This is a genomic window from Streptomyces sp. Q2, from assembly GCF_056820935.1.
Map to the genome: position 1 here is coordinate 1 of NZ_JBXEJE010000039.1, position 23,955 is coordinate 23,955.

Consider the following 23,955-nt stretch of genomic DNA (forward strand, 5'->3'; position numbering starts at 1 on the left):
GCCGGCCCCGTTGCCGAGGCCGCCCTGCGGGGCGTAGCCGGCGGGGCCGTTGCCGCCCTGGCCACCCGGCCCGGCCCCGCTGCCGCCGCCCGCGCCGAACGGCACCAGCGAGGACGGGTTGATCGAGGTGCCGATGCCCATGAAGGCCATGCCCAGCACGACGGCGTACCCGAAGCAGACGACACCGACCAGGAGGCCGATCCGGCGCAGCAGCCTGGACCGGCGTCCGGAGTTGTCAACGAACACGGGACCCTCTTCGGACCCGTTGCCGCGTTTGCGGCGGCGACCGCGCACAGCGGCGGCAGGTGCGACAGCGGCGCGGTCATCGATGGCTGGCTCGGAATGCATTCCCCGGACATTAGGGAACCTTTATGTGTCCTAAACGCGGACTTGCTTGTGAGAGAACCATGAGAAAGCTGGAAACCTGTCCTTTCCTTGAGAGATTCCCGGAAAGGCTGCGCAACTCAGAGCAGAAAGAATGGAGTTGAATGCCCGAATTACGCGCCCGTCAAGCACCTTTTGACCATCTCTGCCCGCGAAGCGCCTGTGTGGCTCCTGTCCGCCCGAAGCTCAGCTCCGTGTGAGACATTTCCACTCCGGAAACGCGCTTTGTTTCCGTCCTGAGACAGAAGTCACGAGAGCGGGAGCCTACTCAATGCGGAGTTTCCTGAAGCCGGCGGCCGGGCTCACCTGCCTGTTTGCCCTGGCCACCGCGGGGTGCTCCGCGGGGTCCGACGACACCTCGGACGCGGCTCCCGCCGCACCGCGACAGTCGGGCGCGTCCCCCATCGCTTCCCCCACCGAGGAGGCCAAGTCGAGCACGGCGTACGCCCCTTACGTGAGCGCCACGAGCGCGTCCGGCAACGACTCGGCGGGCTCCCCGACGACGTACAACCTGGCCTTCGTGATCTCCGGCGGCGATGACTGCACGCCGAAGTGGAACGGGACGGACGCCATCGGCGACTCGGCGGTGACGTCCCGGATCACCCGGCTCAAGGAGGACGGCGCGACGGTCCGCGTCTCCTTCGGCGGCGCCTCCGGCGAGGAACTGGCGGCGACCTGCGACAGCGCGTCCGAACTGGCCGAGGCTTACGGCAAGGCACTGGACGCGGCCGGCTCGGCCCAGGCCGACTTCGACATCGAGGGCGACGAACTCACCGACGCCGACTCGGTCGCCCTGCGCTCCGAGGCGATCGCGGCGTTGCAGGAGGAACGCACCGACCTCCAGGTCACCTTCACGCTCCCGGTCATGCCCTCCGGCCTCGACGACGACAGCCTCGCTCTCCTGCGGTCGGCCAACGAGCACGACGTACAGGTCTCCACCGTCAACCTCATGACGATGAACTACGGCGAGTCGTACGGCGGTGACATGGGCGACTACGCGCTCACCTCCGCGAGGGCCGCCCATGGCCAGCTCAAGGACGTGTTCGGTCTCGCGGACGCGGCCGCCTGGCAGGGCATGGCGCTGACCTCGATGATCGGCGTCAACGACGTGGCCAACGAGACGTTCACGCTCTCCGACGCAGCCCAGGTGCGGTCGTTCGCGCGGGAGAAGGGGATCGCCTGGGTGTCGATGTGGTCGACGTTCCGGGACCAGAGCTGCGAGGACGACAACGCCTCGCGCAACGACGCGTTGACCGACTGCAGTGGGGTGGAGCAGAGTTCGGGGGCGTTCGCCGAGGCGTTCGCGGGCTGAGGAGGCAGAGGACGGACGCCGAGAGGGCTGGGCTGCTGAGCGGGGCGCTATCGGCGCCGGTGCACCAGGCGTCCGCCGAGGACCGTCGCCACGCATGTGAGGGCTCCGCGTTCGGTGAGCGCGGCCTCGTCCGGGACGTCGAAGACGGCGAAGGTCGCGTCCGCCCCGGCGAGCGGTGACAGCGGCGCGAGGATCGCCTCCGTGAGTTTCCGCCCGGCCATCGGGTCGAGCGACGGCGGGCCCGAAGGTGGCGTGAAGCGCCGCTCGACGCTCAACCCGGCCCGGTGCACGGCGTCGACCACCGCGGGCCGCCGCAGGTCCCCCGCCACCGCGACGGTCCCGTGCGCGAGCATGCGCTGCACCCCGCGCCGCGCGCTCCCGCCCCGGCGGGCGTCGGTCAGGGCGCCGGTCTCGACGAGCGCCGCGAGCGCGTCCCCGGTCAGCGGCTCGGTGCCCAGCTCGCCGGCCTCGCGCGGATCGGGATGATAGGCCAGCTCCAGGAGTTCGGGCCCGTACGGATTCAGCAGTCCCGGCGTGAGCAGTCCCGGCCAGTGCCGCACCCGGGCGGTCGGACGAGCCGCCGCCAGTTCCTCGTACGGGCCGACGGCCGCGATCACCCGGCCGTCCACCAGGACCGCGCCGCCGGGCACGGAGGGCCGCCGGTCCCCGAAGACCAGGAGATCGGCGGCATGAATCGTCAGCACGGCGAGGTCAGTTGGAGGCGAGCAGCTTCAGCTCCGGATGAGCCGTGCCGCCCGCGATCGCCGTGGAGGAGATGTGGGACATCACGCGCTCGTCGACCGGGTCGTTCGCCGGGTCGTCGTGGACGACGAGGTGCTCGTACGTCGTCGCCCGCTGGGCCGGGACCCGCCCGGCCTTGCGGATCAGGTCGATGATCTCCATGCGGTTGGAGCGGTGCTTGGCGCCGGCGGAGGAGACGACGTTCTCCTCCAGCATGATCGAGCCGAGGTCGTCCGCACCGTAGTGCAGCGACAGTTGGCCGACCTCCTTGCCGGTGGTCAGCCACGAGCCCTGGATGTGGGCGATGTTGTCCATGAACAGCCGCGCGATGGCGATCATCCGCAGGTACTCGAAGAGCGTGGCCTGCGTGCGGCCCTTCAGGTGGTTGTTCTCGGGCTGGTAGGTGTACGGGATGAAGGCGCGGAAGCCGCCCGTCCGATCCTGTACGTCACGGATCATCCGCAGGTGCTCGATGCGCTCGGCGTTGGTCTCGCCGGTTCCCATGAGCATGGTGGAGGTGGACTCGACGCCCAGCCGGTGAGCCGTCTCCATGATCTCCAGCCAGCGCTCGCCGGACTCCTTCAGCGGGGCGATGGCCTTGCGGGGACGGGCGGGCAGCAGCTCGGCGCCGGCACCGGCGAAGGAGTCGAGACCGGCCGCGTGGATCCGCGTGATGGCCTCCTCCACACTCACCTTGGAGATCCGGGCCATGTGCTCGACCTCGCTCGCCCCCAGGCTGTGGATGACCAGCTGCGGGAAGGCCTGCTTGATGGCGGAGAAGTGCTTCTCGTAGTACTCGACGCCGTAGTCGGGGTGGTGACCGCCCTGGAACATGATCTGCGTCCCGCCGAGCTCCACGGTCTCCGCGCACCGCCGCAGGATGTCGTCCAGGTCGCGGGTCCAGCCCTTGGCCTCGTCCTTGGGAGCCGCGTAGAACGCGCAGAACTTGCACGCCGTGACGCACACGTTCGTGTAGTTGATGTTGCGCTCGATGATGTACGTCGCGATGTGCTCGGTCCCCGCGTACCTGCGCCGCCGTACGGTGTCGGCGGCGGCGCCCAGCGCGTGCAGCGGGGCGTCGCGGTAAAGGAGGAGCGCCTCCTCGGGGGTGATGCGCCCACCTTCGGCGGCACGGTCGAGGACGGACTGAAGGTCGGCCTTCTCGGTCACCGGGGGCGTCCCTTTCGTAAGGGGTGAGGACGGTCCGAACCAGCCTACGCCAGCCCATTTCCGCCGCGGACTTCAGGCCGCGTACGCACCCATCAGCAGCCCGAGGTACGCGCCCGCGATCAGGAACGGCCCGAACGGGATCGTCGTGCGGCGCCCGGCCCGCCGCGCCACCACGAGCGCACCGCCGTACAGCGCCCCCGACAGGAAACCCGCGAGGGTGCCGAGCAGCACGGTCCCCCAGCCGTACCACCCGAGCACGGCCCCCGCCCCGAGCGCGAGCTTCACGTCGCCGAAGCCCATGCCGCCGGGGTTGACCAGCCACAGCACGAGGTATCCGGCGCCGAGCGCGAGCGCGCCCAGTGCGGCGGACGGCCAGTCACCGGCGTGCTCGGGCACCAGCGCGACCAGCCCGAGCAGCACCAGCGCCGCGCCGGCGATCGGCAGTGTCAGCACGTCGGGCAGCCGCTGCACCCGGAAGTCGACGACGGCCAACAGCACCCCCACGGGCGCGAGCAGCAGCCAGACGGCAAGCTCGGGCCGGGTGTCGGTGGCGGCGGCGAGGCCGGCACACAGGAGGGCGGTGACGAGAGCGAGGACGGGGGTGCGGGGGCCGTACCTCGCCTGCGCGGACACCTTCGTCACGACCGTCCCGTCGCCCGCCGCCACCACGGCCCCGCCCGCGCACTCCCGGCACCGCGCCCGCCCGAGCCACCCCCGGATCGCATGCCCCCCGGGACACCGCTCCCGCCAGGACTCCTCCGGGGGCACCGAGAACCGGTAGGCGGCGCGCGGCACCAGCGCCCCCGTCACCGCGCCCCACACCGCGGCGACACCGATCAACAGGCCGGACAGGACAGGCGTACCAGACAGACCGGTCAGGCCAGGCATACCGGTCATCCCTGCTCGACCTTCGACAGCCGCGCCTGGGGCCGCCCCGACTCCTCGCTGTCCGAGTCGTACCGCAGGTCGTCGCCGACCGGCGAGATCCGGACCGTGTGGGCGGCCTGGCTGCACACGCCCCGGTTCGACTCGGCACCGACGGCGCTCGCCACGATCTGCCGGTTCGTCACCCTCTTCAGCGTCAGGACGTCGTCGCAGACACCGCCGAGCACATCGGTGTGCCGCAGTGTGCCCAACTTCTCGCCCACCTCGGCCTTTTCGACGGTCAGCCGGAAGGTCCCCATGGGCAGCGTGCCGTTGAGTGCGGCGGCCTGCCCCTCCCAGGTACCGACGTAACGGGCCGGCACGGCGGCCGCGTCGCCGTCGGCGCTCGCGCTCGGCGCCGAGGAGTGGGAGCCGCTGTCGGAGTCCCCCGCGGCACTGGGGCCGTTGTTGTCCGGCAACAAGTCGAACACCAGCACGGAACCGACGGTCACCGCCGCCAGCGCCCCCGCGACAGCGAGGGCCACCGTGCAACTGAGTCGGCGCCCTCGGCCGGCGGTCGTGGGGGCCGCCGTGGCGGACAGGGAGACGGAGAGCTTGCCGGGGCCGCGGTCGGAGGGTGCCGCGTCCTGCGGCTGAGGCTCGCGCGAGTCCCGGGGACCGGGAACGGACTCGGGCGCCCTCACCCCAGCCGGAGCCGCGTCCGGATCCGCGGCCAGAGCCGGAGTCGGAGTCACGGCCGGCGTCGGAGCCGCAGCCGGAGCCATGACCGGCGGCGGCCCGAACTCCCCGAGCGCCGGCGCCGCCTGCGAGGTTCTGCTGAACTCCACCGGCCCGGACGCCACCTCCTGTGCCGTCTCCAGGTTCAGCAGCCGTACGGCCCCCCGGCTGACCTGCTCCACCAGCGCCCCCGGCAGCCACCCGCCCGCGACCAGGCGCGCAGCGCCCTCGGGCGCCAGCTTCCGGGCCACTTCCGCGGGGGTCGGCCGCTCCTGCGGATCCTTGGCCAGGCAGGCTTCCACCAGCGGCCGCAAGTCGTCGTCGAGGGAGCCCAGTTCCGGCGGCTCGTGGACCACCCGGTAGAGCAGGGCCGCCGAGGAGTCGCCACGGAAGGGTGCCTCCCCGGTCGCCGCGTACGCCAGCACCGCGCCCAGCGAGAAGACGTCCGCCGCCCCGGTCGCCCCGTTGCCCAGGATCTGCTCGGGCGACATGTATCCGGGCGAGCCGATGGAGACGCCGCTGGAGGTCAGGGAGGCGGTACCGTCCGTGGCCCGCGCGATGCCGAAGTCGATCAGCAGCGGCCCGTCCAGCGTGAGCAGCACGTTCGACGGCTTCACGTCCCGGTGCACCAGCCCCAGTTCGTGCACCGCCGTGAGCGCTTCCGCGAGCCCCGCTCCCAGCACGCGTACCGAATGCGCGGGCAGCGCGCCCCCGTCCGCGACCGCCGCCGACAGGGACGGCCCCGCCGCGTACGCGGTCGCCACCCACGGCACCGCGGCCTGTGGGTCCGCGTCCAGGACCGGCGCGGTCCAGGCGCCGCCGACCCGGCGCGCCGCGTCGACCTCGCGGCGGAAGCGGGCGCGGAACTCCTCGTCCAGCGCGAAGTGCGGGTGCACGATCTTCACCGCGACCGTGCGGCCGCCGGCGCTGCGGCCGAGGTAGACCCGGCCCATGCCGCCGGAGCCGAGCCGGCCGAGCAGCCGGTAGGGCCCCACGACCGTGGGTTCGTCGACTCCGAGCGGCTGCATGGCGTCATTCCTCCCCCGTACGCCTCACGTCCCGGGCAGCGTAGTCCTGAAGTCGCCCCCGCCTCATGGCTGGAGCAGATCGACCTTCACGTCCGCGGGGAAACCGGTCGTCGGCCCCACCCGGCGGGCGAACTCGGCGACCGCCGCGAGCTGCGGGACGCCGAAGCGGAAGTCGAGGGTCGTGAAGTAGCGCTCCAGGACCTGTTCGTCGAAGGCCTCCCAGCGGGCCGCCTGCTCGGCGACCTTGCCGACCTCCTCCAGGGAGAGGTTGCGGGAGGCGAGGAAGGCCTCGTGCACCTTGCGGGTGATGGCCGGCTCGCGCTCCAGGTAGTCCCGGCGGGCCGCCCACACCGCGAAGACGAACGGCAGCCCCGTCCACTCCTTCCACAGCGCACCGAGGTCGTGCACTTCGAGCCCGTACCTGGGCCCGTCGAGCAGGTTCGCCCGCAGTGCCGCGTCTCCGATGAGGACGGCCGCCTCGGCCTCCTGCATCATCAGGCTGAGGTCGGGCGGGCAGGTGTAGTAGTCGGGCCGCACGCCGTAACGGTCCGACAGGAGGAGCTGGGCCAGGCGCACGGAGGTGCGCGAGGTCGAGCCGAGGGCGACCCGGGCGCCGTCGAGCTCGTCGAGCGGGACCTTCGAGACGATCACGCAGGACATCACCGGCCCGTCGCAGCCCACCGCGATGTCCGGGAAGGCGACCAGGTCGTCCGCGTTCTTCAGGAACTCGACCAGGGTGATGGGCCCTATGTCGAGGTCTCCGCGCACCAGCTGCTCGCTGAGCTTCTCCGGGGTGTCCTTGGTCAGCTCGAAGTCGAGGAGCGTGCCGGTTCTCGCGAGCCCCCAGTACAGGGGCAGGCAGTTGAGGAACTGGATGTGGCCGACGCGCGGCCGGGTGCGAGAAATGTCCACATCGCGAGACTAGACCCCATGGGGTAGCGTGCAGGGCCCAGGGTGCGGCTCGAATCTGTCAACCCCGAGAGGGCCCCTTCAAACGTCCGGGTGACGTGATCTTGACCTCTATTGCATTCGGCTGCCCACATGCTAGGCTCGCCGCAAGTTGCAGTTTGGTTTCCCTTGCAGTACAGAGCCTGCGGAGCATGTGACCGCGGGCTCTAGTCGTTTTCAGACGTATGCAGTTGTGCGGCATTCTTGTTTTCACACTTGCAGGGTTCTGGAGCAGGGCAACCCTTTGGGCCCAAGGAGGGCTTATGGCTACCGGAACCGTGAAGTGGTTCAACGCCGAAAAGGGCTTTGGCTTCATCGCCCAAGAAGGCGGCGGCCCCGACGTCTTCGTCCACTACTCCGCGATCAACGCGAGCGGCTTCCGCTCGCTGGAGGAGAACCAGCAGGTTTCCTTCGACGTGACCCAGGGCCCGAAGGGCCCGCAGGCGGAGAACGTCACCCCTGTCTGAGTTCATGAGCCCAAAGCTCTGATCCGGAATCGACCGTAGTACCCAAGGAGCCCCGCGCCGCAAGGTGACGGGGCTCCTGCCTTTGCCCACCGCCGCTCACACGTGCTGCATCACGAGGACGAACGTCGACGCCGCCGCGAGCGCCTCGTACGAGTGGGGCACGTCCCCGCGGTACGTCATGTAGTCACCGGGCTCCAGCTCCACCTCCTCGCCCCTCGGACCCGCCTTCACCCGCCCCGTGCTCACGACCAGATGCTCCACCGTGCCCGGAATGTGCGGCTCCGACTCGCGCGCCGTGCCCGGCTCGGCCCGCAGGTGGTAGATGTCCCGCCGCGCCCCGGGCGGACTGGCGGACAACAGGGTGGCCACGAAGTTGGCCCGTTCGGACGCGACCGCCGGCCCCTGCCCCGCACGGATCACCTGCACCGAGGGCGCCGGTGGCTCCACCAGCGTGCTGAACGGCACCCCGAGCGCCACCCCCAGCGCCCACAGCGTCTCCACGCTCGGATTGCCGCTCCCCGCCTCCAGCTGCGACAGCGTGGACTTCGCGATACCGGCCCGCTTGGCCAGCTCGGACAGCGACACCCCCGCGCGGGTGCGTTCGCGGCGCAGGGAGGCGGCGATCCAGTCGAGGGGCAGGCGGGACGGGGGTGTCACACGGTCGGCCATTCCGTTCGCTCCATCGGTATTTTGTTCGCCTTGACGAACGCGAGCTCTTCTGTCCATTGTAGAGAACATGCGTACGGCAGAGCGAACACCCCGCCTCACGCGTTACCCGGACCTGCTCCGGGACGCGTCCCTCGTCTGGATCGCCGGCGGCATCGTCGGCGTCTCCTTCGGCGCGATCGCCGTCACCGGCGGACTCCCGGTGTGGGTGCCGGTGGTGATGTCGCTCGTGGTGTACGCGGGCTCCGCCCAGTTCAGCGCGGTCGGCGTGCTGCTCGCCGGGGGCGGCCCGGTCGCCGCCGCGGCCACCGGGCTCCTCCTCAACACCCGCACGGCCGCCTTCAGCCTCGCCGTCGCCGACACCCTCGGTCCCGGCCGCCTCACCCGCCTGCTCGGCGCCCACCTCGTCTGCGAGGAGGCGGTGGCCTTCGCCCTCGCCCAGCCCGACCCGGCCCGGCGCCGGGCCGCCTTCTGGATCTCGGGGCTCGGTCTGTTCGCCGTGTGGAACGCGGCCGTCCTGGCCGGCGCCCTCGCGGGCGGCGCCCTGGGCGACACCGGTACGTACGGCCTGGACGCCGCCTTCCCCGCCGTGCTCGCCGCACTGGTACTGCCCGCTCTGCGCGACGACCCGGCCGTACGACGGTCCGCGCTGCTCGGCGCCGGGCTCGCCCTGGCGGTGACCCCGGCCGTGCCGGCGGGCCTGCCGGTGCTGGTGGCGCTCGCCGGGCTCGCCGTGTACGGCCGTAAGGGGTCGGCGACATGAGTGCCACGGTTGCCATGATCGTGGCGCTCGCGGTCGGGACGTACGCCTTCCGGCTGGTGGGGCCGGTGCTCCACGGGCGGGTGGAACTCCCGGCCCGGGCGCGGGAGCTGCTCTCGGCGGGGGCGGTGGTCCTGCTGGTGTCCCTGCTGGCCACGGGTGCGCTGACCGAGGGCGGCGGTTTCGCGGGATGGGCCCGGCCGGCCGGGGTGCTGGTGGCCGGGGTACTGGCGTGGCGGCGGGCGCCGTTCGTGGTGGTCGTGCTCGGCGCGGCGGCGGTGACGGCCGGGCTGCGGGCCATGGGGGTGGCCTGACCGGCTGTCGAGTCGGCTGTCAGTGGCTGCCGCTAGGGTCCCCGCCCATGACCGACGCCGATTTCCTGACCGCCACCCGCACCTTCTACGACACCGTGGCCGAGGACTACGCCGCCCAGTTCCGGGACGCGCTCGCGAAGAGGCCGCTGGACCGGGCCGTGCTCGCCGGGTTCGCCGAACTCGTCACAGCGGGTGGAGCCGGTGGCGAGGTGGCGGACCTGGGCTGCGGACCCGGGGAGGTGACCGCGTACCTCGCCTCGCGCGGCCTGTCCGTGTCCGGGCTCGACCTGTCGGAGTCGATGCTGGCGATCGCCCGCCGGGAGAACCCCGGTCTGCGCTTCGAGCAGGGCTCGATGCTGGAGCTGGACCTCGCCGACGGGGCGCTCGCGGGGGTCGTGTCCTGGTACTCGTCCATCCACACCCCGGTGGACCGGCTGCCCGGTCTCTTCGCCGAGTTCCACCGCGTGCTGGCACCCGGCGGCCACCTGCTCGTCGCCTTCCAGGTCGGCGACGAGCCCCGCTACCACGACCGCCCCTTCGGCCACCGGGTGTCGCTGGGCTTCCAGCGCCGGAGGCCGGAGGCCGTCGCCGAGCTGCTGTCGGCGGCCGGCTTCGCCCTCGTCTCGCGGACGGTGCGCGAGCCGGACGACACACTCGGGGAGCCGACCCCACAGGCGGCCCTGATCGCCCGGAAGCCGCCGCGGGCCGGCTAGAGCGCGCCCGCGAGGTCCAGTGCGGCGATGTACCCGAAGGTCATCGCCGGGCCGATCGTCGAGCCCGCGCCCGCGTAGCTGTGGCCCATCACGGCGGCGCTGGCGTTCCCGGCGGCGTACAGGCCGGGGATGACCGAGCCGTCGGGGCGCAGGACGCGGGCGCGGGCGTCGGTGCGCAGGCCGCCCTTGGTGCCGAGGTCGCCGGGGACGATCCGGAAGGCGTGGTACGGGGGCAGCCACAGGGGCGCGAGGCAGGAGTCGGGGAGGACGGCGGGGTCCGTGTAGTAGTGGTCGTAGGCGCTGTCGCCGCGCCCGAAGTCGGTGTCGTCGCCCTTCAGGGCGAGGGAGTTGAAGCGGTCGACGGTGGCGCGGAGGGCGGCCGCGGGGACGCCGATGGCGGTGGCCAGGGCGTCCAGGGTCCAGGCCTTGTGGGCCGCGCCGGAGGTGTACCAGTCGTCCGGGAACGGGAAGGCCGGCGCCACGTCCTTGAAGAGGTAGCGGTTGCGGTAGTTCTGGTCGGTGATCAGCCAGGCCGGGATGTCGGGGTCGGTCGGGTTCCGCTCGTACATGGTGTGGACGACGTCGCTGTAGGGCGCGGCCTCGTTGACGAACCGGCGCCCCGCCGCGTTGACCATCAGGCCGCCGGGGAGGGTGCGTTCGGCGAGGCAGAAGTACGGCTGGCCGGGGAGCGGGATGGCGGGCCCCCACCAGGCGTCGTCCATGAGGGCGAGGTCGGCGCCTATGTGGTGGCCCGCCCGGATTCCGTCGCCGGTGTTCTCCTTGGCGCCGACGGTCCAGTCCGTGCCGATCGGCTGCCGCTGGTACCGCGCCCGCATGGCCGCGTTGTGCTCGAACCCGCCGGAGCCGACGACGACCCCGCGCCGGGCGCGGAGCAGCCCGGGGGTGCCGCCCTGCGTGACCACGGCGCCGGTCACCTTCCCGCCCTCGACGAAGAGCTCGGTGAGCGGGGTGCCGAGCCGGACCGGCACTCCCGCGCTCCGGAGTCCGAGGCGCAGCCCCGCCGCCAGCGACTGCCCCATGGTGAGCGGCTTCTGCCCCAGTGCGGCGGCCTTCGTGCCCCGGGCCAGGCACTCGGCGGCGACGGCGACGCCCTTCGCGTTCACCGCGGTCAGGGCGAGCCACTTGTAGTCGGCGCTGAAGACCACCAGGCCGGCCGGGACCTGGAGGTAGGGCGGGTTGAGGCGGGCGAGTTCGGCGCCGAGGAGGTTGCCGTCGAGCTGGTCGGGTTCGATGGAGCGGCCGTTGGTGAGGCCGCCGGGGAGTTCGGGGTAGTAGTCGCTGTACCCCTCCATCCAGCGGAACCGCAGCGGGCTGTTGGCCATGACGAAGGAGATCATGGCGGGCCCGTGAGCGAGGAAGGCGCGCTGCCGCTCGGCGGGGACGTCGGCCCCGACGACGGCGGCCAGGTAGGCGGCGGCCTTGGCGGGGGTGTCGGGGACGCCGGCGGCGAGGATCACCGGGTTGTTGGGGATCCAGATCCCGGCACCGGAGCGGGCGGCCGACCCTCCGAAGGTGTCCGCCTTCTCGACCACGACACAGCTCAGCCCCCGCTTGGCGGCGGTGAGCGCGGCGGTCATCCCGGCGGCGCCGGACCCGATGACGACGACGTCGTACGTACCGAGGAGAGGCAGGTCGGCGGCACGGGCGCCCTGCTGAACCCCGGCGGCGACGGCGAGGCCGGCCCCGGCGGCGCCCGCGAGCAGGTGTCTTCGGGAAGGGCGTCCGGTCGGTCCGGTGCGTCGTCTCTCGGAGTCCGCGCTCGTGGTCATGGCTACTCCAGCCCGCCGGGAACGAAGGAGGTGAGGAGACGGGAATGTCGCGCGCGGGGCCTGGGAAGTCAAGGGCCGTGCGGCTACAGCAACTCCCTTGACGTGAAGTCGACTTGGGGCGCGACGCACCCTCACCGCTCGTACAGCCCCGCCCTCACCGCTCGTACAGTCCCTCCACCTCCTGCGCGAAGTCCTTCATGACCGCTTCCCTGCGCAGCTTCATCGACGGGGTCAGATGGCCGGCCTGTTCCGAGAAGTCCACCGGCAGGATCGTGAAGCGGCGGATCGACTCGGGCCGGGAAACCATCTTGTTGGCGTCGTCGACCGCGCGCTGGAGGACCGCCCGCAGCTCGTCGTCGTTCACGAGGAGTTCCGGCGGGACGGAGTGCTTGCCGTTCATCCGGCGCCAGTGGCTGACGCCGTCCATGTCGAGGGTGATGAGGGCGGAGATGTAGGGGCGGGTGTCGCCGAGGACCATGCACTGGGAGATCAGGGGGTGGGAGCGGAGCCAGTTCTCGAGGGGCGCCGGGGCCACGTTCTTTCCCCCCGCCGTGATCAGGATCTCCTTCTTCCGGCCGGTGATCGTCAGGTAGCCCTCGTCGTCGAGGCGGCCGATGTCGCCCGTCGGGAACCAGCCGTCGCTGGACGAGGGGATCAGGCCGTTGCCGTGCGGGTCCCAGTAGCCGCGGAAGACCTGGCCGCCGCTGAGGAGGATCTCGCCGTCCGCGGCGATGCGGACCTTGGTGCCGGGCAGGGGCCAGCCGACGGTGCCGAGACGGGGTCTGAGGGGCGGGGTGACGGTGGCGGCGCCGGTCGACTCGGTGAGGCCGTAGCCCTCGTAGATCTCCATGCCCGCGCCCGCGAAGAAGGCCGCGATGGGGCGGCCGAGGGGGGAGCCGCCGGAGATGATGTGGCGGATCCGGCCGCCCATGGCGTTGCGGATGCGGCGGTAGACGAGGGGGTCGTAGAAGGCGCGGGCCGCTTTGAGGGCAGGTCCGGGGCCGCTGCCGGTGCCGGCCTTGCGGGCCTCGACCGCCTCGGCGTAGCGGCCGGCCACGCTGGTCGCGCGGTCGAACAGCGCGACCCGGCCGCCGCTCTCCGCCTTGGCGCGCGCGTTGTTGAAGACCTTCTCCAGCATGTACGGGATGACCAGCAGGAACGTCGGTTGGAAGCTGCCGAGGTCGGCGAGCAGGTCCTCCGCCTTCAGGCTGGGCGCGTGGCCGAGGCGGACCCGGGCGCGGATGCAGGCGACGGCCACCATGCGGCCGAAGACGTGCGACATGGGCAGGAAGAGGAGCGTGGAGAGTTCACCGGCCGTCTTCGACTTGAAGACGGGGTGCAGGAGTTCGATCGCGTTGTCGACCTCGGCCAGGAAGTTGCCGTGCGTGAGGGCGCAGCCCTTGGGGCGGCCGGTGGTGCCCGAGGTGTAGACGACGGTGGCGAGCGTGTCGGGGCCCAGCACCCCGCGCCGTACGGCGATCTCCTGGTCGGGTACCTGTTGCCCGAGCTCGGCCAGGCGCTCCAGGTGGTTCTTCTCCAGGATCCACATGTGGCGCAGGTCGGGGAGGTGGCTGAGTTCGGGGCCCAGTGCCGAGGCCTGTGCGGCCGTCTCCGTCACCAGGGCCACCGCGCCCGAGTCCTGGAGGATCCAGCGGGTCTGGAAGACGGAGGAGGTCGGGTAGATCGGGACGGTGACGAGGCCGGCGGCCCAGGCGGCGAAGTCGAGGAGCGTCCACTCGTACGTCGTGCGCGCCATGATCGCGACCCGGTCGCCCGGCACGAGCCCTTCGGCGATCATCCCCTTGGCGAGGGCGAGCACCTCCCCGGCGAACCCGGCCGCCGTCAGGTCCGCCCAGCCGCCTTCCTCCGTACGGCGGCTGAGCACCGGGTCCTGCGGAACCGCGTCCGCGTTGTCGAAGGGCAGGTCGGCGAGCGAGCCGTAGGTGACCGGCGGGACGATCGGCGGGACGGAAACCTCCCGGACCTCTCCGTCCAGCCGCCGGATCTCCGGTTCCACGAGCACGGGCGCACCGTCGTAGTCGTGACCGGACGTGTAGGCGAGGGACATGGGGCAGCTCCAGGGGCGTGCAACAGCGTTCCGCTCTGTTGCATGTGGTACGTACGGGACGTACCGGGGCGTTCACCAGCGGTGCGCGGCTGACGGGTTACCGCGGGTTAGGACGGTGATCGTACGGCGCCCTCGTGGAAGGTTCGTGCGGGTTCGGGGGTGGTCCGGAGCCGGGGATGTGCAACCTCGGAGGTTAGATGAGTGACCCTCAGGTACGCTCCAGCACCGCCGTCACTCCCTGCCCGCCCGCCGCGCACACGGAGATCAGACCCCGCCCCGAACCACCCTTCCCACCCCGCTCGGCCAGCAGTTTCGCCAGCGTCGCCACGATCCGCGCGCCCGTCGCCGCGAAGGGATGCCCGGTCGCGAGCGACGATCCGGCGACGTTCAGCCGGGCGCGGTCGACCGGGGCCAGGCCGCGCTTCTCCCACGCGGCCAGGGTCGCCAGCACCTGGGAGGCGAACGCCTCGTGGACTTCGAGGAGTTCGAAGTCCTCCAGTCCGAGGCCGGCCCGCTCCAGCATGCGCGGGACGGCGTGGGCGGGGGCCATCAGCAGGCCGTCCTCGCCGCCCGCCACGTCCCCTGCGACGAAGTCCACGGCCGCCGTCTCGTATGCGGTCAGATACGCCAGCGGTCGCAGGCCCCGCACCTCGGCCCACTCCTCGCTCGCCAGGAGCACGACGGCCGCGCCGTCCGTCAGGGGTGTCGAGTTGCCCGCCGTCATCGTCGGGCCGGGGGCGTCGAGGCCGAACACCGGCTTCAGCGAGGCCAGTTTCTCCACCGTGGAGCCGGGGCGCAGGTTCTGGTCGCGGGCCAGGCCCCGGAAGGGGACGACGAGGCCCTCGAAGAAGCCGCGTTCGTAGGCCGCCGCCAGCCGCTGGTGGCTCGTCGCCGCCAGTTCGTCCTGGGCCTCGCGCCCGATGCCCCAGGCGCGGGCGGTGACGGCGGCGTGCTCGCCCATCGACAGGCCGGTGCGGGGCTCGGCGTTGCGCGGGATGTCGGGGACCAGGTGGCCGGGGCGCAGCCGCGCGAGCGCCTTCGCCCGGGCCCCGAGCGACGTCGCCCGCCGCGCCTGAAGCAGCAGTCGCCGCAGGTCGTCGTTGACGCCCAGCGGTGCGTCGCTCGCCGTGTCCGCGCCGCCCGCGATCGCCGACTCCGTCTGGCCGAGGGCGATCTTGTTGGCGGCGGCGATGACGGCCTGCAGGCCGGTGCCGCAGGCCTGCTGGATGTCGTACGCCGGTGTCCGCGCGTCCAGTTGCGAGCCGAGGACGGTCTCGCGGGCGAGGTTGAAGTCGCGGCTGTGCTTGAGGACGGCCCCGGCGACGAACTCGCCCACCGCGCCCGGCGCCTCCAGCCCGTGCCGCTCGACCAGAGCGTCGAGCGCCGCCGTCAGCATCTCCTGGTTGGAGGCGGTGGCGTACGGCCCGTCGGAGCGGGCGAAGGGAACGCGGGCGCCGGCGACGACCGCCACACGGCGGGCCACCAGCGGCTTCAGGGGGCTCATCTCGACCAGCTCCTCACCCGTGACGTAGGCTTACCTACGGTAACCTTACTCCAGAGTAAGCAGAGACTCGCGTGGGGAGACGGCCATGGCCGACCGCTACCTGAGCTTCACCGGCACCGCGCCCGGCCGTTTCCTGACCCGTCGGCTGGGGCTGCCGCAACCGGCCGCACTCCGCCGCTGGACCCCCGCGCACCCCCCTCTCGAAGGGGACCTGCTCCACCTCACGGCCGCCACGTCGGACCTCGACCTCGCCGGTACGGGACTCCCCCTGACCCATGCGTCGGACCGGCCCGCCGCCGTCCTCCTCGACGCCACCGGCGTGCGCGACGTCGCCGGGCTCGGTGACGTGCACGCCGCCCTGCACCCCGTCGTGCGGTCGGTCGCCGCGAGCGGACGCGTCCTCGTGCTCGGCGCCCCGCTCGACCCCGCCGACCACCACCAGGCCGCCGCCCAGCAGGCGTTGGAGGGCCTCACCCGCTCACTCGGCAAGGAGATCGGCCGGGGCAGGACCGTCAACCTCGTACGGCTGACCGACGCGGCCGCCGCCGAGTCGACCCTGCGCTTCCTGCTCTCGCCCAGGTCGGCGTACGTCAGCGGCCAGGTGATCGAGGTCAACGCCTGGCCGGTCACCGCGACCGAAGACGCGGACCACCCCCTCGCCGGCCGTACCGCGCTGGTCACCGGCGGCGCGCGCGGGATCGGCGAGGCGGTCGCCGAGACGCTGGCCAGAGACGGGGCGCGGGTCGTCGTACTCGACACACCGGCCGCGGAGGAAGAGGCGCACAAGGTCGCCGAACGGCTCGGCGGCACCGCCCTCCCTCTCGACATCACGGCCGCCGACGCGGGCGAGCGGATCGCGGCAGCGCTGCCCGGCGGGCTGGACGTGCTCATCCACAACGCGGGCATCACGCGCGACCGGCGGCTGGTCAACATGCCCGCGGAACGCTGGAATCCGGTGCTGGAGGTCAATCTGGCGAGCGTGCTGCGGACGACGGACGCGCTGCTGTCGGCGGGGACCCTGAAGCCGGGCGGCCGGATCGTGGCGACGGCCTCGATCGCCGGTATCGCGGGCAACGCCGGGCAGACGAACTACGGCGCGAGCAAGGCGGGCGTCGTCGGGCTCGTCCGGTCGCTCGCGCCGCGCGCGCTCGCCGAGCACGGGGTGACGGTCAACGCGGTCGCGCCCGGGTTCATCGAGACGAAGATGACCGCGGCCGTCCCCCTGTTCATCCGCGAGGCGGGCCGCCGTATGAACTCCCTCGCCCAGGGCGGACTGCCCGCCGACGTCGCCGAGACCACCGCCTGGCTCGCCCACCCGGCCTCCGGCGCGGTCAACGGGCAGGTCGTGCGGGTCTGCGGCCAGAGCCTGCTGGGGGCCTGATGTCCCTCGTCCTCACCCGGTCCCCCGCCCTCGCGCCCCTCCTCGCCCGCGGCGCCCTGCTCTCCCCCTTCAAACGCCCCCGCCCGGACGCGGACTTCCCCCGCACCCGGCTGGTGCTGCCCGGCCTGCGCGTCGACCTCGCGCGGCTGGCGGCGTACGAGCGGGTCTGCGGCTTCGCCACCGGGGACGACGCGCTGCCGGTGACGTATCCGCACGTGCTGGGCTTTCCGCTCGCGATGCGGCTGATGAGCGGGCGCGACTTCCCGCTGCCGCTGCTCGGGCTCGTCCACACGTCGATCGGGATCACCCAGCACAAGGCGCTCCCGGCCACCGGAGCATACGAACTCACCGTGGGCGTCGAGGGGCTGGCGCCGCACCGGCGCGGTACGGAGGCCGTCGTCGTCACCGAGGTGCGGGCGGACGGGAGCGTCCTGTGGGAGTCGAGGAGCACGTATCTCGCCCGGCACCGCACGGACGGCCACGTGGCGGAAACCAGCGGGCGGGCACGCGAACCGCTTCCCGCTGTCGCCGAGTGGCGGCTGGCCGCGGACATCGGACGCCGGTACGGCGCCGCGTCCGGCGACCGCAACCCCATCCACCTCCACCCGCTCACCGCCCGTCTCTTCGGCTTCCCCCGGGCCATCGCGCACGGCATGTGGACGGTGGCCCGCTGCCTCGCCGCGCACGGCGCCACGCAAGCCGCCCAGATTCGGGCGGAGTTCAAGGCACCGGTGCTGCTGCCGGGCACGGTGACGTACGCCGCCGACGGCGAGCGGTTCGAGCTGCGCGGCGGCGACCGGGTGCATGTGAGCGGCGGGGTCTACCCGATCGCCTCGTGAACCGGCTCCGCCGGTGACCAGGGCTGCCCGGTCATCAGGTTCCCCAGCCCCGCCCACGCGAAGTTCATCAGGGTCGCCGCCGCCTGTCTGGCGCTGACGCCGGGCGTGGCGTTGGCCCAGGCGGCGAGTGACTCGGCCGCTCCGACCAGGGCCTCGGCGAGGCCGGCGACCTCGCGCTCGGGGAGGTCGGGGTCGCGGTGGGCCTCCCGGGCGGCGACGACGATCAGCTGGGTCACGAAGGCGACGATCTCCTCGCGCATCGCGGCGACCTCGGCGGCGAACCGCTCCCCGTGGGTCCGGGCCTGCAGATGCAGGATCGACCAGGCGTCCGGGTGCTGCGCGGTGTGGGTGAAGAACGCCCGCAGCCCGTCCCAGAGTTGGCGGTCGGCGGGCAGCTCGGGATCGACGCCGGCCCGGACGGCCGCGGTGAGGGCCTGGGACTCGCGGCGGATGCACGCGGCGAAGAGGTCTTCCTTCGAGTTCAGGTACAGGTAGACCAACGGCTTGGACACGCCCGCGAGTTCGGCGATCTCGTCCATCGACGCGGTCATGTACCCGCGCTGCCCGAAGGTCCGCACGGCGGCGTCCAGCATCTGCTGTTCACGGACGGCACGCGGCATCCGCTTGTTCTTCACGGCACCCATGCCCGAAAGACTAATTGGGTGCGGCCGTGAGAAACCCCTTTACGACGCCTGGGAGGCCTTGCCCTGCGTGCGCGCGGTGTCGTCGGCGACGTCCTCCTGGCTGCGGTTCGCCTCCAGGTTGGACTTCATCCGGTCCACCTTCTGGACGACCTGGAGCGAGGCCCGGTCCCGCTCCTTGCGCAGCACGACGAAGCTGATCGGGGCGGAGAGCAGGAGGGAGAGCAGGACGATCCACATGCCGTTGGAGTCGCCGAGGCCGCGCGGGACAAGACCGGAGTAGACCAGGCCCCAGACGACCACGAGGCAGCCCACCAGGATCCCGAGGCGCATCAGTGTGTAGCGGAGCATCTCAATCCACTCTTCCGTTCCGACTGGGGGTCCCCCTCCGGGGGCGTTTCCCGAAGGCACCATCCAGTGAAGCACGCCCAGGGCGCGATCTTGCAGGGGGTCGGTGACGACGGGACGGCGTCAGTTCAGGACCCGCCACATCATGATGTCGTCCCGGTAGTCGTCCGCCGCGACCCGCAACCCTCCCGGCACCCGGCCCACCTCCTTGTAGCCGACGGAGGTGTAGAAGCCCTCCAGGCCCATGCCGCCCCGGCAGGTCAGCTTGAGCGCCTCCAGACCGAGGGCGCGGGCGTGCTCCTCGGCCGCCGAGAGCAGGGCGCGGCCGTGACCGCCGCGCTGGAGGGAGGGGTCGACCATGACGGTCGTCAGCCAGGCGTAGTGGCCCTGGAGGCGGTGCGTGTTCAGGCCGAGGAAGGCGGTGGCCCGCAGCCGTCCGTCGGGGTCGAGCCCGGCGATCAGGCGGTGGCGTCCGGCCGCGAGCGACTGCGCGTACCGGTCGACTTCTGGACGTATCTCCTCGTAGGTCGTCTCGCCGACGAAGCCGACCGCTCCGCCCGCGTTGTTGACGGCCGTCCACAGCCGGGTCAGCTCGTCGAGGAACGCGGGGGTCAGGCCGGGATCGAGCCGGAAGGTGAGGTGCAGGGTCTCGCGCATGGTCAACGAGCTTAGATTCGGCCGATCGCGCACCCGCCTCCGGGTCGCGGGCCTTCTTCGCTCACCCGAGGGCGTGGGCCGCCACCCGCAGGTCGGAGAGCAGTCCGCGATAGGCGGCCTCCCGGTCGTCCGCCCGCAGCACCGACGAGGGGTTTGGAGCTGCTGCCGCTGGAGTGTGTTCAAGAGCGAGAGCGTTCTGGTGAGCGGGAGTGAGTGCTGCTGGGCTGTGTCGTGTCGCGCGCCTCGGTCGTGGGGGTGGGTTTCGGTGGGGAACTGACGTTCTTTCATCGAATGCGTGACCTTCGCGGGTGGTGCTCGTTTCTTATGACGACGGGATCTTCGGTCGGCATCGGGTGGGGGTGACAGGGGTGGGTGAGCTGCGGAGTGGGGCGGCGTCGTTCCTCGCGTCCGGTCCCAGTGGTGTGGCCGTGCGGACCCGTCTCAAGGACCTGACGCCGGATGATGAGGAGGTGCTGCGTCTGGTGGGTGCGCATCTGGGGTCGCTGGCTTCGAGGGATCTCAAGGCGCGTTGCCGGGACGGCCTGGAGCATTCCGGTGAGAGGTGGGCGGTGCGTAAGCGGGAGCTGACGCCGCTGTCGTCGTCGCGGTGGGCGGGAAGTATCACCAAGGCCACGCATGACCAGTGGGCGCTGGCCCGCCGTGGCCAGTCGGCGCACCTGCAGAACCTGGAAGCCGGTATCCGCACCATCGAGCACCGGCTGTCCCTGCCCGTCGGGCAGAAGGGGACGAAGAAGGCGGCCGGGGGTTACCGGTCGGCGCGGGAGTGGCATGCGAAGTCGAGGCGGCTGCGGGGACTGGAGGACCGGCTGGCTGCCGCGCGCGCCGATCGTGAGGCCGGCATCGTGCGCGTCGCGCGCGGCGGCAAGCGCCAACGTTCGGCCGAGCATGGGTTCTGGCAACAGAACTCACTCCCGCTCAGTCCCTAGGGACGGTGCACGGTCGGCACCAGCCGCTCGGCGTGCCCGTGGATCTCCTCCTCCAGGACCGTCCCGCGCACCTGCGTGACCCGGAACGACGAGCCGAGCAGCGCCTTGCCCGCGGTGGCCCCGAGCACCACGATCAGCTCGGGTTCCACGACCGCGAGTTCGGCGGCCAGCCACGGCCCGCACGCGGTCATCTCCCGCAGGGACGGGGCCTTGTGGATCCGGCGCTTACGGGGCTCCGCCTGGGTGAACTTGAAGTGCTTCACGGCGTTGGTGACGTACGCCTCGCCGGGGTCGATACCCGCCTCCGCGAGCGCCCGGTCCAGGAGCTTCCCGGCCGGCCCGACGAAGGGCTTGCCCTGCCGGTCCTCCTGGTCCCCGGGCTGCTCCCCCACGAGCATCACGCGCGCGTCGGCCGCCCCCGCCCCGAACACGGTCTGCGTGGCGTCCCGGTGCAGGGGGCAGCCCCGGCACTCGCCGGCGGCGCGGCGCAGGGCCGTGAGGCCGCCGCGGTCCGGAACGAAGGGTTCGGCGGTGTACGCGTCTTCGGGCGCGGCCGTACGCGGACTCATGCCCGCCGGGTACCGCGCCCGCGGCGCCTCACACGCGCATCGGCTGCGGCGACTCGCGACGCGCCGGGTCGGGGCCGTCGTACTCGCGGATGATCTCGTACCGGGTGTTGCGCTCGACGGGCCGGAAACCGGCGTCGCGGATGAGGTCCAGCAGGTCCTCGCGGGTCAGCTTGTTCGGCGTGCCGTAGTTGTCCGCGTCGTGCGTGATCTTGTACTCGACGACCGAGCCGTCCATGTCGTCGGCGCCGTGCTGGAGCGCGAGCTGCGCGGTCTGGACGCCGTGCATGACCCAGAAGACCTTGACGTGCGGAACGTTGTCGAAGAGCAGCCGGGAGACAGCGAAGGTCTTCAGCGCCTCCGCACCGGTCGCCATCTGCGTACGCGCCTGGAGGCGGTTACGGACCTTGCCGTCCTTCATGTCCACGAAGTCGTGCTGGTAGCGCAGCGGGATGAAGACCTGGAAGCCGCCGGTCTCGTCCTGCAGCTCACGCAGCCGCAGCACGTGGTCGACGCGGTGCCGGGGCTCCTCGATGTGGCCGTACAGCATGGTGGCCGGGGTCTTGAGACCCTTCTCGTGCGCGAGCCGGTGGATCCGCGACCAGTCTTCCCAGTGCGTGCGGTGGTCCACGATGTGCTGCCGGACCTCCCAGTCGAAGATCTCGGCGCCGCCGCCGGTGAGGGACTCCAGTCCGGCGTCGATGAGCTCGTCGAGGATCTCGGAGGCGGTCAGGCCCGAGATGGTCTCGAAGTGGTGGATCTCGGTGGCGGTGAAGGCCTTCAGCGACACGTGCGGAAGGGCGGCCTTCAACTCGCGCAGGGAGCGCGGGTAGTAGCGCCACGGGAGGTTCGGGTGCAGGCCGTTGACGATGTGCAGCTCGGTGAGGTTGTCGCTCTCCATCGCCTTGGCGAGCTTGACGGCCTCCTCGATGCGCATCGTGTACGCGTCCTTCTCGCCCGGCTTGCGCTGGAAGGAGCAGTAGGCGCAGGACGCCGTGCACACGTTGGTCATGTTGAGGTGACGGTTGACGTTGAAGTGGACGACGTCGCCGTTCTTCCGCGTCCGCACCTCGTGCGCGAGACCGCCCAGCCAGGCCAGGTCGTCCGACTCGTAGAGCGCGACGCCGTCCTCGCGGGTCAGCCGCTCACCGGCCCGGACCTTGTCCTCCAGCTCGCGCTTGAGCCCGACGTCCATGCTTGTGCCTCTCCTCGGTGACAAACCGTCTCAACCGTACGCCTAGCTCGTCACTCCTCTTCTGGCAGCTCACCCACCCGGTTCTCCCACTTGGTGGAGAGCACGATGGTGGTACGGGTCCGGGACACGCCCCTGGTTCCGCTGAGCCGCCGGATGATCTTCTCCAGCCCGTCGACGTCGGTCGCCCGCACCTTGAGCATGAACGAGTCGTCGCCCGCGATGAACCAGCAGTCCTCGATCTCGGACAGGTCCTTCAGCCTGCGGGCCACGTCCTCGTGGTCGGCGGCGTCGGAGAGCGAGATGCCGATCAGGGCGATGACGCCGAGGCCGAGCGAGGCGGCGTCCACGGTGGCCCGGTAGCCGGTGATGACGCCGGCCGCCTCCAGCCGGTTGATGCGGTCGGTGACGCTGGGTCCCGACAGACCGACGAGGCGTCCCAGCTCCGCGTAGGAGGCCCGGCCGTTCTCCCTCAGGGCCTGGATGAGCTGCCTGTCCACCGCGTCCATGCGATTGAAGCCTTCCGATGAAGAGACTGAAGAGGTCTGGATCCGAGAGTTCTGGGGTGTTCCTGAGGTGGGCGGTGCTTGGTGCTCAGGCAGGGGGCCGGGAGCCGCCACCGATCTCCCCCGCCCACCGGCGGTAGAGCGTGTGCCGGACGCCCGCCGAGTCCAGGACCCGTCCGGCGACGAAGTCCACCAGGTCCTGGATGTGGGTCGCGCCCGCGTAGAAGGCGGGCGAGGCCGGTACGACGCTCGCGCCCGCGTCGTCCAGTGCGACCAGGTGCCGCAGGGTCTGCCCGTTCAACGGGGTCTCGCGCACGGCCACGACCAGCGTCCGCCGCTCTTTCAGCGTGACGCTCGCGGCCCGTTGCAGCAGGTCCTTGGACAGGCCCAGCGCGACTCCGGCGACACACGCGGTGGAGGCCGGCACGATCAGCATCCCCTTCGAGGGGTACGACCCCGAGGACGGCCCCGCCGCCAGGTCCCCGGCGCTCCAGTGCCGTACGCCCTCGATGTCCACCTCGAAGGTCCCCGGCTTCCCGTCAGCGCCCCTGGACAGCCATTCCCGCAGGTCGGCCTGCCAGTGCGCGTCCCGGAACGCGATCCCGGTCTCGTCGAGGAGGGTCAGCCGCGAGGCCCGGGACACCACCAGGTCGACGCTCTCACCGGCGGCGAGCAGCGCGCGCAACACGGCGGCGGCGTACGGCGTCCCGGATGCTCCGGACACCCCCACGATCCAAGGCGTGCGCTGCGTTTCTCCTGCGTTCACACCCTGAGCCTACCGGCGGGTCACGGCACACTCAGGACTGGTCGCGGACTTTCGGGTCGACCGGAAGGCCCGCGGTGGCGACCGTGAGCTTGCCGAGGGAGGAGTCGACGGTCAGGTCGGTGCCGTAAGGGATGATGTCGCGTCCGCGGTAGCCGTCGGGGCCGGGGTTCCACATCGTGACGCAGTGGCCCTTGAGGGGATCGAGGATCAGGTAGTTGGCGATGCCCCGGGAGGCGTACCAGTGGGGCTTCACCTCGTAGTCACGGCGGATGCTGCTGGGCGACACGACTTCGGCGACGAACTCGATCAGGTCGGGCGAGTACTCGCTGCGGTTCTCGGCCTCGGCCTCGACCGGAATGACCGCGAGGTCCGGGCAGAACTCGTTGGCGTCGTCGAACGGGAAGGCCACGTCGCTCACCAAGGCCCAACCCGTCGGGAGCTGGGCCTCCACGATCGACCACAGACGCTGGATGCTCTTCCCGTGGACCGGCCTGACCGGGTTCATCACGATGCTGCCCTCGACAATCTCCGTCAGATAGCCGGGGAACATGTCCTCCAGCCTGCTGAGCTGCGAGTGCAGGCGGTCAAGGTCCGAGACGGTCACGGTGGCCTCCTGGGGGTCCTGCCCTCGATGGTAGGCGGCAC

25 protein-coding genes and 2 pseudogenes are annotated in these 23,955 nt (G+C 71.7%); 8 read left to right on the forward strand and 19 right to left on the reverse strand.

The annotated features are described in order from the left end of the window. The coding region (locus ACWBNA_RS35480) for a hypothetical protein (RefSeq protein WP_482708623.1) at positions 1 to 348 on the reverse strand (348 nt) is incomplete at its 3' end. Between the two features lie 307 nt (positions 349 to 655). On the opposite strand from ACWBNA_RS35480, the gene ACWBNA_RS35485 reads away from it, so the two are divergent. Further along, positions 656 to 1,696 (forward strand): chitinase, encoded by a 1,041-nt coding sequence (locus ACWBNA_RS35485; protein WP_482708624.1) that lies wholly within the window; start codon positions 656 to 658, stop codon positions 1,694 to 1,696. A 47-nt stretch (positions 1,697 to 1,743) separates the two neighbouring features. On the opposite strand, the gene ACWBNA_RS35490 is transcribed toward ACWBNA_RS35485, so the two are convergent. The 5 genes from ACWBNA_RS35490 to ACWBNA_RS35510 form a co-directional block, all read right to left on the reverse strand. Then, positions 1,744 to 2,400 carry an imidazolonepropionase-like domain-containing protein gene (locus ACWBNA_RS35490; RefSeq protein WP_482708625.1) on the reverse strand — a complete coding sequence of 219 codons (657 nt, stop codon included), beginning with the start codon at positions 2,398 to 2,400 and terminating at the stop codon, positions 1,744 to 1,746. Between the two features lie 7 nt (positions 2,401 to 2,407). Further along, a complete protein-coding gene (gene mqnC, locus ACWBNA_RS35495; RefSeq protein ID WP_482708626.1) occupies positions 2,408 to 3,607 on the reverse strand; it encodes a cyclic dehypoxanthinyl futalosine synthase in 1,200 nt (399 codons plus the stop codon). A gap of 72 nt (positions 3,608 to 3,679) precedes the next feature. After that, positions 3,680 to 4,495, reverse strand: a complete 816-nt coding sequence (locus ACWBNA_RS35500; protein ID WP_482708713.1) for a prepilin peptidase — start codon at positions 4,493 to 4,495, stop codon at positions 3,680 to 3,682. Between the two features lie 5 nt (positions 4,496 to 4,500). Further along, positions 4,501 to 6,237, reverse strand: coding sequence for a serine/threonine-protein kinase (locus ACWBNA_RS35505; protein WP_482708627.1), 1,737 nt, complete (start codon positions 6,235 to 6,237; stop codon positions 4,501 to 4,503). Between the two features lie 63 nt (positions 6,238 to 6,300). Continuing rightward, positions 6,301 to 7,149 carry a menaquinone biosynthetic enzyme MqnA/MqnD family protein gene (locus ACWBNA_RS35510; protein ID WP_482708628.1) on the reverse strand — a complete coding sequence of 283 codons (849 nt, stop codon included), beginning with the start codon at positions 7,147 to 7,149 and terminating at the stop codon, positions 6,301 to 6,303. A 299-nt stretch (positions 7,150 to 7,448) separates the two neighbouring features. Here ACWBNA_RS35510 and ACWBNA_RS35515 point away from each other — a divergent pair, with 299 nt between their 5' ends. Continuing rightward, positions 7,449 to 7,652 carry a cold-shock protein gene (locus tag ACWBNA_RS35515; protein WP_003992177.1) on the forward strand — a complete coding sequence of 68 codons (204 nt, stop codon included), beginning with the start codon at positions 7,449 to 7,451 and terminating at the stop codon, positions 7,650 to 7,652. Between the two features lie 96 nt (positions 7,653 to 7,748). Here ACWBNA_RS35515 and ACWBNA_RS35520 read toward each other — a convergent pair whose 3' ends face one another. Continuing rightward, positions 7,749 to 8,321, reverse strand: coding sequence for a helix-turn-helix domain-containing protein (locus ACWBNA_RS35520; protein ID WP_482708629.1), 573 nt, complete (start codon positions 8,319 to 8,321; stop codon positions 7,749 to 7,751). Positions 8,322 to 8,388: 67 nt separating this feature from the next. Here ACWBNA_RS35520 and ACWBNA_RS35525 point away from each other — a divergent pair, with 67 nt between their 5' ends. The 3 genes from ACWBNA_RS35525 to ACWBNA_RS35535 are packed head-to-tail and all read left to right on the forward strand — an operon-like array spanning position 8,389 to position 10,105. Then, complete coding sequence (locus ACWBNA_RS35525) at positions 8,389 to 9,081, forward strand: AzlC family ABC transporter permease (protein WP_482708630.1); 693 nt, start codon at positions 8,389 to 8,391, stop codon at positions 9,079 to 9,081. Further along, positions 9,078 to 9,392 (forward strand): AzlD domain-containing protein, encoded by a 315-nt coding sequence (locus ACWBNA_RS35530; protein ID WP_482708631.1) that lies wholly within the window; start codon positions 9,078 to 9,080, stop codon positions 9,390 to 9,392. The genes ACWBNA_RS35525 and ACWBNA_RS35530 overlap by 4 nt, the downstream gene beginning before the upstream one ends. Positions 9,393 to 9,439: 47 nt before the next feature. Then, positions 9,440 to 10,105 carry a class I SAM-dependent methyltransferase gene (locus ACWBNA_RS35535; RefSeq protein ID WP_482708632.1) on the forward strand — a complete coding sequence of 222 codons (666 nt, stop codon included), beginning with the start codon at positions 9,440 to 9,442 and terminating at the stop codon, positions 10,103 to 10,105. Here ACWBNA_RS35535 and kstD read toward each other — a convergent pair. From kstD to ACWBNA_RS35550, 3 genes are all read right to left on the reverse strand, one after another. Further along, complete coding sequence (kstD, locus tag ACWBNA_RS35540; RefSeq protein ID WP_482708633.1) at positions 10,102 to 11,895, reverse strand: 3-oxosteroid 1-dehydrogenase; 1,794 nt, start codon at positions 11,893 to 11,895, stop codon at positions 10,102 to 10,104. The genes ACWBNA_RS35535 and kstD overlap by 4 nt on opposite strands. Positions 11,896 to 12,049: 154 nt before the next feature. Beyond that, positions 12,050 to 13,963, reverse strand: coding sequence for an AMP-dependent synthetase/ligase (locus ACWBNA_RS35545; protein ID WP_482708634.1), 1,914 nt, complete (start codon positions 13,961 to 13,963; stop codon positions 12,050 to 12,052). Between the two features lie 208 nt (positions 13,964 to 14,171). Beyond that, positions 14,172 to 15,467, reverse strand: coding sequence for an acetyl-CoA C-acetyltransferase (locus tag ACWBNA_RS35550; protein WP_482708635.1), 1,296 nt, complete (start codon positions 15,465 to 15,467; stop codon positions 14,172 to 14,174). Positions 15,468 to 15,552: 85 nt separating this feature from the next. Between ACWBNA_RS35550 and ACWBNA_RS35555 the strand changes: the two genes are divergently transcribed. After that, entirely contained in the window at positions 15,553 to 16,848 is a 1,296-nt protein-coding gene (locus ACWBNA_RS35555) for a 3-oxoacyl-ACP reductase (protein WP_482708636.1), read from the forward strand. Then, complete coding sequence (locus ACWBNA_RS35560) at positions 16,848 to 17,687, forward strand: MaoC family dehydratase (protein WP_482708637.1); 840 nt, start codon at positions 16,848 to 16,850, stop codon at positions 17,685 to 17,687. Before ACWBNA_RS35555 ends, ACWBNA_RS35560 begins: the two co-directional genes overlap by 1 nt. Here the strand turns inward: ACWBNA_RS35560 and ACWBNA_RS35565 are convergent. The 4 genes and pseudogenes from ACWBNA_RS35565 to ACWBNA_RS35580 all read right to left on the reverse strand — a co-directional run. Further along, positions 17,669 to 18,331: a TetR/AcrR family transcriptional regulator gene (locus ACWBNA_RS35565; RefSeq protein ID WP_482708638.1), complete on the reverse strand. Its 663-nt coding sequence runs from the start codon at positions 18,329 to 18,331 to the stop codon at positions 17,669 to 17,671. The genes ACWBNA_RS35560 and ACWBNA_RS35565 overlap by 19 nt on opposite strands. A gap of 39 nt (positions 18,332 to 18,370) precedes the next feature. Continuing rightward, a complete protein-coding gene (locus tag ACWBNA_RS35570) occupies positions 18,371 to 18,679 on the reverse strand; it encodes a DUF4229 domain-containing protein (protein WP_482708639.1) in 309 nt (102 codons plus the stop codon). Positions 18,680 to 18,799: 120 nt separating this feature from the next. Beyond that, on the reverse strand, positions 18,800 to 19,333 hold the full coding sequence (locus ACWBNA_RS35575) for a GNAT family N-acetyltransferase (RefSeq protein ID WP_482708640.1): 534 nt from the start codon (positions 19,331 to 19,333) through the stop codon (positions 18,800 to 18,802). A 61-nt stretch (positions 19,334 to 19,394) separates the two neighbouring features. Then, a pseudogene (locus ACWBNA_RS35580) lies at positions 19,395 to 19,487 on the reverse strand (UdgX family uracil-DNA binding protein); the annotation flags it as partial. 214 nt (positions 19,488 to 19,701) lie between these two features. Here ACWBNA_RS35580 and ACWBNA_RS35585 point away from each other — a divergent pair. Next, a pseudogene (locus ACWBNA_RS35585) lies at positions 19,702 to 20,241 on the forward strand (IS200/IS605 family accessory protein TnpB-related protein); the annotation flags it as partial. Between the two features lie 35 nt (positions 20,242 to 20,276). Here ACWBNA_RS35585 and ACWBNA_RS35590 read toward each other — a convergent pair. From ACWBNA_RS35590 to ACWBNA_RS35610, 5 genes are all read right to left on the reverse strand, one after another. Continuing rightward, a complete protein-coding gene (locus ACWBNA_RS35590) occupies positions 20,277 to 20,849 on the reverse strand; it encodes a UdgX family uracil-DNA binding protein (RefSeq protein ID WP_482708641.1) in 573 nt (190 codons plus the stop codon). 28 nt (positions 20,850 to 20,877) lie between these two features. Next, positions 20,878 to 22,041, reverse strand: coding sequence for an aminofutalosine synthase MqnE (gene mqnE / locus ACWBNA_RS35595; RefSeq protein ID WP_482708642.1), 1,164 nt, complete (start codon positions 22,039 to 22,041; stop codon positions 20,878 to 20,880). Between the two features lie 50 nt (positions 22,042 to 22,091). Then, positions 22,092 to 22,547 carry an Lrp/AsnC family transcriptional regulator gene (locus ACWBNA_RS35600; protein ID WP_482708643.1) on the reverse strand — a complete coding sequence of 152 codons (456 nt, stop codon included), beginning with the start codon at positions 22,545 to 22,547 and terminating at the stop codon, positions 22,092 to 22,094. Between the two features lie 85 nt (positions 22,548 to 22,632). Continuing rightward, positions 22,633 to 23,310 carry a UbiX family flavin prenyltransferase gene (locus tag ACWBNA_RS35605; protein ID WP_482708644.1) on the reverse strand — a complete coding sequence of 226 codons (678 nt, stop codon included), beginning with the start codon at positions 23,308 to 23,310 and terminating at the stop codon, positions 22,633 to 22,635. Positions 23,311 to 23,341: 31 nt separating this feature from the next. Then, complete coding sequence (locus ACWBNA_RS35610) at positions 23,342 to 23,914, reverse strand: Uma2 family endonuclease (protein WP_482708645.1); 573 nt, start codon at positions 23,912 to 23,914, stop codon at positions 23,342 to 23,344. Between the last annotated feature and the right edge of the window lie 41 nt (positions 23,915 to 23,955).